The sequence below is a fragment of the Nitriliruptor alkaliphilus DSM 45188 genome (assembly GCF_000969705.1).
Lineage (GTDB): Bacteria > Actinomycetota > Nitriliruptoria > Nitriliruptorales > Nitriliruptoraceae > Nitriliruptor > Nitriliruptor alkaliphilus.
Genome location: NZ_KQ033901.1, coordinates 4,497,201 through 4,509,293 on the forward strand (window position 1 = coordinate 4,497,201; position 12,093 = coordinate 4,509,293).

A 12,093-nucleotide genomic window follows, 5' to 3' on the forward strand; every position below is an offset into this window, starting at 1 on the left:
CTCGGTGGGTGCGTCACGCACCGTAGGAGCGGCGTGTGACACGTCCGAGGAGGCGACCCCGCGCATCCTCAGCGGCCGAGCAGCGACCGGGTCCGCGCCGCGACGTCCGCGCTGACCTCGGGGGTCCAGCTCGGGGGGGCGCCGCCCGACGCGAACGCGACATCGACCTCCGCGATGGCAGCGACAGCGCGCCGCCGCACCTCGGTGGGGGCGCGCGTCCCGACGCGTTCGAGGAAGCGCAGCACCATCCCGCCCCCGTCCGCCACGTCGCGGAGGTCCGCGTGGGGACCGTCGAGGCGGCACAGGGCCGTGAGCAGCTCCGCCGCACCGTCGAGCAACGCCTCGTCGTCCTCACCCTCGAGCGCACCAGCGAGGTCAGCCACATCGACGACGTGAGCGGCCGTCTCCGCGATGTCGACGGTGTTGTGGTACCCGTCCCGCAGCAGCCACGCCGCGATGACCGGATCCATCGAGGGGCTGAGTTGCTCGACGGCCCAGATCCGCCCCCACCCTCGCGTGTCGCGAGCCAGTGCCCAGAGATGATCGTCGGCATCGGCGAAACCGCGGGAGAACGCCAGCGCCACGTACAGGGTCAGCTCCTCGTGGCTCCCGAGGACGTGGAGGTGGTCCGCCTCGGTGCCGACGGCCGTCAGCCCCAGCAACGCGATACCGAGCTTGACGGCCTCCCGACGGCTCCCTCGGGTCGCGAGCCACCAGCCGAGCTCCCACACGGTGGCCGCAGGGACGTGCTGCCCCGTGGTGAGCGTTGCGAGCGTGGCGTCGACGTGGTCGAGGGTCGCCGTGTCACCGGCGAGGTCGTGTAGGGCCCACCAGGTGTCGGGCGATGACGAGCGCCCCGCCGCGACCAGCGCGGCGACGATCGGCGCTGCGGCGCGTTCCTGGGCGGCCGCGTCCCGACGGGTCGTACGCGACACGATGGCATCCGCCGCACCCGCGGCGAACCGCGTCCGGCGTCCGGCCCCAGGACCGTCGGTGAGCGGCTCGTCGGGGAGCGCGAGATCGCCGAACGGTGGTGTCGCGCCAGCCAACAGGCCGTACAGGGGCACGCCGGGTGGTGGCGGTACCTCCGGCACGTGATCTCCTCGCGATCGCCTGTCCGCAGCCTACGAACCGGCACCTCGCGACGCCGTCTCCATGCGGAGCGTGACCGCGCCAGCGGCGCGGGACCATCCTTCAGCGACCACGGAGCCCACTCCCGTAGGCTCCGTGCCGATCCCGGGGGGGCGACGGTGCAGCACGGCGAACGGTTGGCTGGCCCGACGCTCGGCGCGGCGACCCGCGCGTGGTGGATCCACCTGCCCCGCTGGGTCGCGATGCGGAGCGAGGGTGGAGGCGTCATCGCGGCCGACGGGCACTGGCTCGCCGCTGCCCCCTTCCTCGGGGTCGTCCTACCGCTCCTCGCGGTCGCCGCCGGTGCCACGGTCGCCATCTGGCGGCCAGGCTTCGAGACCTCGTTCACCGAGTCGCTTCCCGTGCTGCTCGCCCTCGCCGCCATCGGCCTCGTCTCGAGCAACCTCGGCGTGCTGACGGTGGCCAGCTTCGTCGTCGGGGACCTTCTGCTCGGCGGTACCCCGTGGGTGCTCGATGTCCCCGAGGGGGCAGCAGCCCAGCACGGGGCCCTCGCCGACCCGGTGATCGCCGCCCTGGTGTACGGCCGCGGCCCGAGCCTCGTCCACTGGCTGGTGCTCGCGCTCCTCGTGGTCGCCGTACCGCTGGTGGGACGCCAGCTGGCCGCCTCCGTGACCGTGCACCTGCGCGGACGGCCCACGGTCGACCTCGGTGTGGCGACCGCCCTGACCGTGTTCGCGACCGCCGTCGTCGGTGGGCTGTGGGCCGCCGCGGCCCCGCAGATCATCCGGCCTCTGTTCGTCTTCGTCCCGCCGTGGGAGCGGTCTCCGACCATCCCGGTCGACGCGATCGCCCCCCTTCAGCAGCAGACGGGCTTCATCGCGGCAGGGCTCTGCGTCAGCGTGCTCCTGCGCGCAGCGCTCGTGTGGGCGGCCGATCGCAGCGCCCGCGTCGCAGCGATCGAGCGCGAACTGCTGCGTCCACTGGCACGGACACCGCGGCGAACGATCGGACGCGATGTCGCCGGAGCAGCGGCGCTCGGGGTCGCGAGCGCCCTGCTCGTCGCCGGCCTCGTGGATGACGCCTGGGTGCTCGCGGTGGTGGCGGCGACGATGGCCGCTACGAGCCTCGCGCGGTCGGCACGTCTCGGCCTTCCGACGCACGGCTTCCGGGCCGCGCTCGACCGACTGCCCGTGCTGGCGCGCTTCGGGGTCGGCTTGCTCGTGGTGCACGGCATCGCGAACGCCGCCATCGGCCCGGTCGAGTCCCCCGAGTCGTTCCAGTTCATGGTTTGGCCGATCCTCGCCGGTGCGGTCGTCCTCGCCCTGCTGCTACCGCGTCCGGTACCCGCTCCGGGGGAGGATCCGAGGCCACACGGTCCCCTCGCCGCGGTCGGTTCGGTCCTGCTCGTGGCCACCGGCGTGCTGCTGACCACCGCGCGGCCGTCGCTCGCCCACAACTGTCAGGACTTCAGCGACTGCTTCTCGACGGTGGACGCCGCCTCGACGGCGTTGCTGGGGACGGTCGTGATGCTGGCGATCTCGCTGGCGATCGACCTGTCGTTCGTCGGACGGGCCCGAGGCGCGGTCGAGCTGGTCACCGGCCGGGACCTGCTGACCGGCGCTCGGTTGACCATGCCCGAGCGACTGGCGGGTGCCCTGCCGTTCGGGCGCGCCACCCGCGGGCCCCGTGCGGCGGGCCGATCGCCACGCCCACCTCGTGCGCAGCCGCGAGCGCCGCACGGGGGCTCCACCCGCGGCCCGGGCGATGTCGCAGGGGGTGGCGGGACGCCACCGCGACGGCCTCCCCCGCCTCCGCCACCGCCGCCTCGCCCACTCGCGCCCGGGACCGTCACGCACCTGTTCCACGGCCACGTCCGTACCACGAAGAGCGGCGTACCGAGAGCCACGGGCTTCCACCACCGTGGGTCGATCGGGAGCCAGTCACGCGCCCGCGTCCGCCGTGACGCCGACGGCACCGACCGCATCCTCCAACGCGACCCCGGGACGGGGGTGTACCGCGCGGAGGTGGAGATCTTCGACGGTCAGAGCTGGGTACCGAAGAAGGCACCATCGACGTTCTTCCCCGACCACTGGTCCCGCCAACAGGTCCTCGACGAGGTCCGAGGCGCGTCACGCAACGCCGTGTCGCACCAGGGCAACCTGCACCGAGGAGTCGGACCTGGGGGACTCACCATCGAGTTCGCGGTCGGTCCGGATGGCAGCATCCGGACCGCCTATCCCATCTTCACGGCACCCGGTTGACCCCACGACGGAGCACCAACGTGCGTCTCACGTTCAGCGAACCCGAGGTCGAACACGGCGGCACGACGTCGCGGTGGTCGCTCGTGACCGCGAGCGAGCCGAACCTCGAGCCGCTCGCCACCTTGCTCAACGGGCTCACCTCGACGTCCTACCTCGCGACCGCCCGCCGCACCGTGGCGAGCTTCCTCGACGCCGATGCCGACCGCCCCGACACGGTCGCGACCGAGACGCACGCCCTCGAGTTCGCGGTCGGCTGGGACCACGCGGCGCTACTGAGCGACTTCCCCGACGACGAGGCCACGTTCGACCGTGTCGATCTCCCCCTCGGGACCCTCGCCTCGGCGCTCGCGGGCTGGGCCAGCCACCTCGAGTCGCCGTCGCCACGGCCGGAGCGCTCGCTGGACCTACCGCCCCTGCACCGTCGGACCGACCCACACCACCACCTGCTGTGGTTGGTCGAGGTGGACGACCGCCTCGTGCTGAGGACCGAGCCGGACCTCGAGCCGCTCGCGGTGTTCGTCGATCTGGCCGCGGTGACCGCTCGCGATGCGGATCGGTGGGCCCGCTGGGCAGCGGACGGCGAGGCCGGCGACACCCTCGCCGCCGGCGACGTCACCGCACGCCTCGCGATGGAGCACGTCGTCATCGAGAGTCAGGCCGGACGGACACGGCTACCTCGCACGAACATCCAGCGGCTCGCAGCCACCTGGGCCGCCGCACTGCGCCATCCAGCCGAGCGCGAGGTGCTGCTCCACCTCGACGAACGAGACCCGACCACCGCGCCCGGACCCACGACCCTGCACGCGCCTCGACGCGCCGGCCCCGACCACGGCCCGTTCGATCCGGCGCACTGGCGAGACCTGGCCTCCGACCTCCGCGCCGAACACGACCGTGACCTGTGGAGCCGCACCACGGGCACCTCCTCGGCCAAACTGGCCGACGCCACCGAGGCGGCGACCGCGATCGCTCGTGCGCTCGAGGACGACGAGGTGGTGCTCGCCCGGTCGATCGCGCGGCAGCTGGGCGACCACACGGCACGGGCGTGGACGCACGACGCCGCGCTCACCCGACGCGTGCGGTGGTACGCCGGCCAACTGGCGCTCGCCCGACCGTGACCACCGAGCGGCGCCTCGGCTGGTGATGTCCGCCACCTGGCGGATGTTCACCGCGGCCCGCACGTGGAGAGTGGCCGGCGGGGCGCGGGGAAGCCGCCCCCGCACCTACCGAGGAGGACATCGTGCGTTCGCTGACCACCAGACGGCGCGTCATCATCGCTGCCGTCGTCGCCATCATGGCCGTCCCGGCCGTGGCGGTCGCCAACCACTTCACCGACGTCGACCCCAACGACACCCACGCCCCTGGCATCAACTACATGGAAGCGACGGGCATCACCACCGGCTGCACCGCGACCCGCTACTGCCCCGGCGACAACCTGACCCGCGCCCAGATGGGCACCTTCATCCACCGCGCCTCCGGCAACGCCCCGGGGATCGACCCGAGCGTCAACGCCGCGACCGTCGAAGGTGCCGGTATCGGCCAACTGGTCACGGGTGCGGTGCACGTGACCCGGGACGCGGGCGACGCTCCCGTCGTCAGTCGCTCGCTGAACAACGTCTCCGAAGCTACGGCGTCCATCAGCGGCAGCGGCGGGTCCTACATCGTGAACCCGGGCTTCAACGCCACGGGGTCGTTCATCAGCTGCACCATCGACAGCAACTTCGTGGACACCCGGGACGGGACCTGCACGGTCTTCGCCCTCCCGAACGGCAACATCCGGGTCCGGACCTACGACACCGGCACCCAGGCGTTCGCGCCGGCGGAGTTCCACCTGCTGATCGTCGGGATGGGCTGACCGCCGGGCCCGGCCCCCGCGACGGCTCACGGACAGCGCCGTGGACCTCATCATCGAGTTCGACGAGCACGATCCTCCCTGCGGCCGTATCCGCGGGGAGGACGGCTCGCGGACCGCGTTCGTCGGGTGGCTCGGGCTGCTGCGGGCGCTCACCGACCTCCTCGAGGCCACCGACCCGACCGTCCCTGGCTCGTGAGGCGGTCAGGTCGCTCGACGTGCGACCTGGCCGGCGAGCTCGACCCGGGACTCGATGCCGAGCTTGGCGTACACGTGCGAGAGGTGGGTCTGGACCGTCCGGCGGGAGATGTACAGCCGCTCGCCGATGTCGGGGTTCGACAGGCCGCGGGCAGCGAGCGCGGCGACCTCGGACTCGGTCGGCGTGAGGGCCTCCCAGCCGGTCGTCGGGCGCCCGCGGCGCCCGCGGGCGCCACGCCGGACGCCGAGCTGGCGGAGACCGGCGTCGGCGCGGCGACCGCTCGCGGTCATCCCGATGTCCCGGGCGACGCTCGCCCCACGCTCGAACCAGACCGCCGCTTCGGCCGCCCGGCCGGCGACCACCAGGCCGTCGGCCGCGTCCAACGCCTGTGCCACGTGCTCGGTCCGGCACGCCGTGTCGGCGGTCAGGGACGCCGCAGCGACCAGCCGGTCGGCATCGCGGCCGAGAAGCCCGCGCACGTGCTGGGCAGCCGCCGCGGCGCTGACGGTGCCCGCGAGCTCGGCCAGCTCCTCGACCGCCGCCACGACGCCGGCCGCGCTCGGCTCGTCCCCTGCGCGTAGGTGCAGGCGCACCAGCTCGGGGCCGAACAGCCGGCGCTCCGAGCGCATCCCGCGTTCGCGGTGGCCTTCCCACACCGCCGTCAGCAGCGCCCGCGCGACCTCGTGGTCCCCCTCGAGCTCGCACAGCCCGGCGCGGGCCCAGACCAGCCAGTCGATCCCGCGCACCTGCGGCCCGACCTGGGCGACGACGGCCTCACCGGCGGCGAGCGCCTGCCGGACCGCCTCCAGGTCACCGCGGTGCAGGTGCACGCGCGCGACGATCGCGTGTCCCCACACCTCGAGGAGGTGGGTGCCGACCTCGGCCGCCAGGGCCAGGCCGGTCTCGGCTTCGGTGAGGCTGTCGTCGTGGTCACCGGTGAGGTAACGGCCGCGCGCAGCGACGAGATGGACGAGGGGAAGGTCCCACACCGCTCCCAGCGACTCGCTGAGGCGACGCCCCTGGTCGAGCATCCTCCACCCCTCGTCGAAGCGGTCAGCGTCCAGCAGGACCGAGCCGAGGAAGAGCTGCGGGGGGCGCCGGACGGTCTCGCTCTCCGCGCTGTCGGCCGAGAGACGGACGGCGTCCTCGCCGACCGCGATGGCGTCCGCGAACCTGCCACGGAGCGCCAGCAGCGAGCAGCGGACCGAGCTGGCCACGCAACGGCTCTCGTCGCTGACCGGGCCGCCGTCGAACACCTGTGCCACCGCGTCCTCGGCGGCGGTGAGCTCGCCCCGCAGGAGCGAACAGAGGGCCCGCTCGGCCACGAGGGGCCCACGGGCGACCGAGGTGTCGGCGCGCGCCTCGGCTGCGACGAGGACCGTCAGCGCCTCCTCCGTGGCGCCTTCGAGGATGAGCGAGCGCGCGAGCGCGAGCGCAGCCTCGGCGTCGATCGCCGGGTCGTGGGGGCGGGAGAGCAGCTCGCGCAGGAGCTCCTCGCCCTCGGTGACCTGCCCCGCCCAGCACCGCGCGGTCGCCAGGTCGAGCTGCCGGGCGTCCGCCTCGGGACCCGGGGTCGGGTCGAGGCGGAGCGCGGCCTCCAGCAGCTCCACGGCGACACGCGGCTCGCGCGAGCAGGCGGCCGCACCCGCTTCGTGCAACCACGCGGCGGCGGCCGGGTCGGGCACGAGCGCGCCGAGGAGCAGGTGGTTGGCCACCTCGTGTGCGGGCCGTCCCGCCGCGGTGAGCCGGTCGGCCAGGTGACGGTGGAGCGCACGCCGGACCGCCTCCGGGGTGTCGTCGTTCAGTGCGTCCCGCACCAGGTCGTGGCGGAACGTCAGACGACCGCCGTCCCCGTGGATCCATCCGGCCCGGAGCGGCTCGTCGAGCCGTGCGACGACGACCGGGACCGGTTCGTCGAGCGCCAGCGCGAGGTCCTCGGGGGCGAAGCTGGTGCCGAGCAGTGCGGCCATCCGCAGGGCGTCCACCGCCGGGTCGGACAGCGCGCTCAGTCGGTGGAGCAGCGTCACCCGGAGGTTGGGCGGGAGCGAGGTGTGCCGCACCTCGACCGTGCCCGCACCCGGCGGGGCGACGAGGGACCCCTGTTCCGCGAGCGCCGCCACGAGCTCGGAGATGTACAGCGGGTTGCCGCCGGCGCGGGCCACGAGCCGCTCGAGCTCGCGGGATGGTGGCCGCCCCAGCCGATCGGTGAGCAGCGCCGTCGTCGCGTCCTCGCTCAGCGGCGCCAGCTCCAGCACCTCGACCTGCCCAGGGTGCAGCGCGGCCTCGAGCTGCCGCATGCCCTCCGGGCGTGGCGCACCTCGTCGCGTGGCGACCACGACCAGGTCGTGGCCCGGGACCGGCTCACACAGCTCCCCGAGCACGGCAGCCGTGCCGTCGTCGGCCCAGTGCAGGTCCTCGAGGACGATCACGACGCGGCCGTCGGTGGCGAGCGCGCGGAACGCGGCGACGTAGGCGTCGATCAGCTGCGAACGGAGGCCGGGGCCCACGGCAGGTGGCCGGGCCGCTCGGTCACCGAGGAGCGCGACGAGCCACGCCTCGGCACGCCCGTGGGTCGCGGCGGGGCGACCGAGCGCGCTCGCGACGGCCGCGAAGCTGCGGTGCCGGTCGAGCGCATCCGCACCACCGCGCAGCACCTTCAGGTGGGGGGTGTGGGTCAGGGCCTCGTCGAGGAGGCGCGTCTTGCCGACGCCCGCCGCTCCCTCGATCAGCACGCCTCGGGGACGTCGCGCGGCCCCGTCGGCCGACAGCACACCGGTCAGGAACGCCAACTCGCGCTCACGCCCCACGAACGCGTCACCGCCGCGGAGGCGCACGGCACCCCCGGCTGCGTCCACCCCCACCGTTGGCTGCACGTTCCCCGCCCCGGACGGTCCTCGTCAGAGGGACCCGATCGAGCGAGCGTAGTACGGACGGGCTACGCCGTCACGGGCCCGTCACGACCGCGAGGGGGCCGGTCAGGCGTCAGCCGTCCTCGCCACCGTTCGGATCGACCCAACCCTCGAGCCCGTCGTGCTCGTAGGGGCTGGCCTCGACCAGATCAGCGGCCTCGGGGTCCCACTCCGGCTCGCGGCGGACCGGCTGGACGCCGCTGGAGGGGAACTCCTTGAGCGGCCCGGACGGCTCGGCGTCCCACTTGGCGAAGGTCAGCTCGGTCTGCAGGTAGAGGGCGAGGAGCTCGGCCGTCGCCACGATCGCGTCCATGTGCGTGCGCTCGTGCCCGTGGGTCGCATCGACACCGAACCCCATCAGGGCCGCGCGGGTCTCCGCGCCGGCTTCGAGCGCCGAGGCCACGTCCGAGCGGTAGAACCGGAACACGTCGCGGTTGGCTTCGATGCCGTGCCGCGTCGCGAGCGCCTCGAGCCGACGGGTGAGGTGGTAGTCGAAGGGGCCGTGCAGGTCCTGCATCGCCAGGGTGACCCCCGTCTCGGTGGAGTGCTGCCCCGGCGCCACGACGGCGGAGTCGACCGACACCATCTCGGCGACGTCGCTGTAGAGGCCGGACGAGGCCCCGTGCCCCACCTCCTCGGCGACGGTGATCAGCAGGTGGGCACCGACCGCGAGCCGCTCGCCGTGCTCGATCACCGCTTTGAACGCGGCGAGCGCCGCCGCGACCCCGGCCTTGTCGTCGAGGTGGCGCGAGGTCACGAACCCGGACCGGGTGATGACGGGAACCGCGATCTGCGCGACGAAGTCACCGACCTGGATGCCGAGGTCGAGCAGGTCCTGCGCGGACGACACCTTCTCGTCGACCCGGACCTCGACGTGCTCCCACCCGATGGGTGCGGTGTCCACGTCGTCACCGAAGGCGTGACCCGAGGCCTTGTTCGGCAGGATCGTCCCGCTGTAGGTGTGCTCCGGGGAGTCGGTCAGGATGGTCACGCGGGTGCCCTCGGAGAACCGGGCGCTGTGCGTCCCGACCGGCACGATGGCCAGGCGCCCGTTGTCCTTGAGCCGCTGGACCATGCACCCGATCGTGTCGGTGTGCACCACGATGGCGCGGTCGAGCCCGTCCTCGTCCCCGTCGAGGCTGCCGACCATCACCCCGCGGCGGGTCACCTCGAAGGGCAGCCCGATCTCCTCGAGGCGCTCCCCGACGTGCTGCATGATGACGTCGGTGCGGCCCGATGGGCTCGGGACCCGGAGGAGCTCGAGGAGCACCTCCTTCATCCACTCGACATCGATGTCCAGCTTGACGACGCTCACGTGCTTTTCTTCCGACGGCGGCGGGCGGTGGCGCCGCTCGACCCGGCGCCGGTGGGTCGGTGGCACACGGTCCCGGGAGGACGTCCACCGAACGGTCGCCACCGTAGCGGCGAGCGCCCTACGGTCCGTGGCGGCCGCACGCCCGTCGGCACACCGGCGCGAGGGCCCGGCCAGCCCACGCCGGTGCACGCCGCACCACCCGCCGTGAGGACCCGCCGTTGAGCATCGCCGACCGCCTCCGCCTCGGCTCCAGCGTGGGGCTGTGCGTGGCGCTCGCGGTCGGGTTGGCCGGACTCGCAGCCCTCACCCTCCTCACCCGTCAGGTGTCGGCGCTGATCAACCAGGAGCAGCCGCTCGCGGAGGCGCACGTGCGCATGCTCCAGGGCATGACCGACGCCGAGACCGCGGAGCAGGGCTACCTGATCACCGGCGAGGACGTGTCCCTGGCCCCGTTCGAGGCCGGTCTCGCCACCTTCCGCGACGCGGCCGGGACCGCGCTCGACGAGGCGCCTGACGGCCGGGTCCGCCGGCTGCTCGAGACCGAGATCGTCGCAGCCGAGCGGTGGATCGACGAGTTCGCGATCCCGATCGTGCAGCTGCGTGCCGAGGACCCGGACGCTGCGATCCGACGGGCTCGTGATGCCGATGGCCGGACGCGGTTCGAGGTCTTCCGCGGCGCGCACGCGGTCACGGCGCTCGAGCTCGACGAGCGGCTGGCACGCGCAGAACGACTGGCCACGCGCACCGGGACCGTGACACGCATCGTGCTCGCCCTGCTCATCCTCGGGGGTGGGGCGTTGCTCGTCGCCGTCGCACGCCGCACCCACGCAGCGACCGTGGGCCCGTTGGCGGAGCTCGCCGCCACACTCGACCAGCTCCGGGACGACCGCGACGTGCGTGCCGACGTCCAGGGACCAGCCGAGATCCGGGCGGTCGCCACGGCGGTCAACCGGCTCGCCGAGGAGAACCAGCGGTTCGCCGACGAGCGCACCCAGATCGTCGCGCGGCTCGAGGAGCTCGACCAGCAGAAGAGCGACTTCGTCTCCACCGTCTCGCACGAGCTGCGCACCCCGCTGACCAGCATCATCGGCTACCTCGAGATGCTCGAGGACGGCGACGCCGGACCGCTCAACGACGAGCAGCTCGACCTCCTGGCGGTCGGACAGCGCAACGCCGGCCGGCTGCTGGCGCTGATCGAGGACCTGCTGACGTTGTCACGGATCGAGTCGGGGAAGCTGCGTCGTGACGTGGCACCGGTCGATCTCGCCGCCCTCGTCGGCGACGTCACCGCCGAGCTGCGTCCCCGGGTGGCCGGCCGCGACCTCGCGCTCACCGTCGATGCCGCGCCAGCGGTCGTGCACGGTGACCGCGGCCACCTCGAACGTGTGCTGTTCAACCTCGTCGGCAACGCCCTGAAGTTCACCCCCGCCGGCGGTGAGGTCACCGTCTCCTCGCGTCGCGGTGACGGCGAGGTCGTCCTCGCCGTCCGGGATTCGGGGATCGGGATCCCCGAGGACGAGATCGACCGCCTCTTCGACCGGTTCTTCCGCGCGTCGACCGCCACGGACCGTGCGATCCCGGGTACGGGCCTCGGCCTGGCCATCACCGGACTGCTCGTCGAACAGCACGGAGGTCGGATCGACGTCGACTCCGTGGCCGGCGTCGGCACCACGGTCACCGTCCGGCTCCCAACCGTCGACCAGGAGGTCGCGGCGTGACCGACGTGCTCGTCATCGAGGACGACGACGACATCCGCGGGCTGATCGTCTCCAAGCTCGAGCGGCTCGGGTGCACGGTCCGTGAGGCCGTGACCGGCGAGGCCGGGATGGGTGAGCTGCACCGCCCGCCCGATCTGCTCGTCCTCGACGTGCTCCTGCCTGGCATCGATGGGTGGGAGGTCCTACGGCGCGTCCGCGCCACCGAGGCGACCGCCCGCGTCCCCGTCCTGGTCCTGACGATCGAACGGCCGGAGAGCATCCCCGATCTGGAGCCTGGGGAGTTCCTGCCGAAACCGTTCGCCGCCCGGAGGTTCGAGGAGACCGTGCGGCGGCTCCTCGGCGGCCACCCGCCGCAGGAGGTCTGAGGTGGCACGCGTGCTCGTCGCCGACGACGACCCGGACATCCGTCGGCTGGTGGTCATGAAGCTCCGGTCGGCCGGCCACGCGGTGACCGAGGTCGGGGACGGGAACGCCGCGGTCGAGGTCGCCCGTGCCGAGGCACCCGACCTGCTCCTGCTCGACCTGATGATGCCCGGGATGAGCGGGACCGAGGTGTGCCAGACGCTCCGGGCCGAGGACCGGTTCGCCGACGTGCCGATGGTGCTGCTGACCGCCCGCGCGCAGGAACGGGACGTGACCTCGGGGCTCGCCGCCGGCGCGACGGCGTACCTCTCGAAGCCGTTCAGTCCGCGTGGCCTGATCGAGGAGCTCGCGCCGTACCTCGGTGACCCGGATCGCTGACGGTCACCG

Annotated in this window: 10 protein-coding genes; 7 read left to right on the plus strand and 3 right to left on the minus strand. The window is 73.4% G+C overall.

What is annotated here, in order from left to right:
• Positions 1-68: 68 nt before the first annotated feature.
• Positions 69-1,094, minus strand: coding sequence for a hypothetical protein (locus tag NITAL_RS20765; protein WP_052668233.1), 1,026 nt, complete (start codon positions 1,092-1,094; stop codon positions 69-71).
• 156 nt (positions 1,095-1,250) lie between these two features.
• On the opposite strand from NITAL_RS20765, the gene NITAL_RS20770 reads away from it, so the two are divergent.
• The 4 genes from NITAL_RS20770 (at position 1,251) to NITAL_RS27535 (ending at position 5,401) form a co-directional block, all read left to right on the plus strand.
• Positions 1,251-3,353: an EndoU domain-containing protein gene (locus NITAL_RS20770; protein ID WP_052668235.1), complete on the plus strand. Its 2,103-nt coding sequence runs from the start codon at positions 1,251-1,253 to the stop codon at positions 3,351-3,353.
• Positions 3,354-3,373: 20 nt separating this feature from the next.
• Positions 3,374-4,468, plus strand: a complete 1,095-nt coding sequence (locus NITAL_RS20775; RefSeq protein WP_052668236.1) for a hypothetical protein — start codon at positions 3,374-3,376, stop codon at positions 4,466-4,468.
• Positions 4,469-4,590: 122 nt separating this feature from the next.
• On the plus strand, positions 4,591-5,205 hold the full coding sequence (locus tag NITAL_RS20780) for an S-layer homology domain-containing protein (RefSeq protein ID WP_052668238.1): 615 nt from the start codon (positions 4,591-4,593) through the stop codon (positions 5,203-5,205).
• Between the two features lie 40 nt (positions 5,206-5,245).
• The gene (locus tag NITAL_RS27535; RefSeq protein WP_157042002.1) at positions 5,246-5,401 is read left to right on the plus strand and encodes a hypothetical protein; all 156 of its coding nucleotides are present in this window, start codon (positions 5,246-5,248) and stop codon (positions 5,399-5,401) included.
• A gap of 5 nt (positions 5,402-5,406) precedes the next feature.
• Here NITAL_RS27535 and NITAL_RS20785 read toward each other — a convergent pair whose 3' ends face one another.
• Together NITAL_RS20785 and NITAL_RS20790 are read right to left on the minus strand one after the other, a co-directional pair.
• Positions 5,407-8,256, minus strand: coding sequence for a helix-turn-helix transcriptional regulator (locus NITAL_RS20785; RefSeq protein WP_169786913.1), 2,850 nt, complete (start codon positions 8,254-8,256; stop codon positions 5,407-5,409).
• Between the two features lie 127 nt (positions 8,257-8,383).
• On the minus strand, positions 8,384-9,625 hold the full coding sequence (locus tag NITAL_RS20790; protein WP_211262560.1) for an osmoprotectant NAGGN system M42 family peptidase: 1,242 nt from the start codon (positions 9,623-9,625) through the stop codon (positions 8,384-8,386).
• A 218-nt stretch (positions 9,626-9,843) separates the two neighbouring features.
• On the opposite strand from NITAL_RS20790, the gene NITAL_RS20795 reads away from it, so the two are divergent.
• The 3 genes from NITAL_RS20795 to NITAL_RS20805 are packed head-to-tail and all read left to right on the plus strand — an operon-like array spanning position 9,844 to position 12,084.
• Complete coding sequence (locus NITAL_RS20795; protein ID WP_052668241.1) at positions 9,844-11,343, plus strand: ATP-binding protein; 1,500 nt, start codon at positions 9,844-9,846, stop codon at positions 11,341-11,343.
• On the plus strand, positions 11,340-11,708 hold the full coding sequence (locus NITAL_RS20800) for a response regulator (RefSeq protein WP_052668243.1): 369 nt from the start codon (positions 11,340-11,342) through the stop codon (positions 11,706-11,708). The genes NITAL_RS20795 and NITAL_RS20800 overlap by 4 nt, the downstream gene beginning before the upstream one ends.
• A 1-nt stretch (position 11,709) precedes the next feature.
• Complete coding sequence (locus NITAL_RS20805; RefSeq protein ID WP_052668244.1) at positions 11,710-12,084, plus strand: response regulator; 375 nt, start codon at positions 11,710-11,712, stop codon at positions 12,082-12,084.
• Positions 12,085-12,093 lie beyond the last annotated feature (9 nt).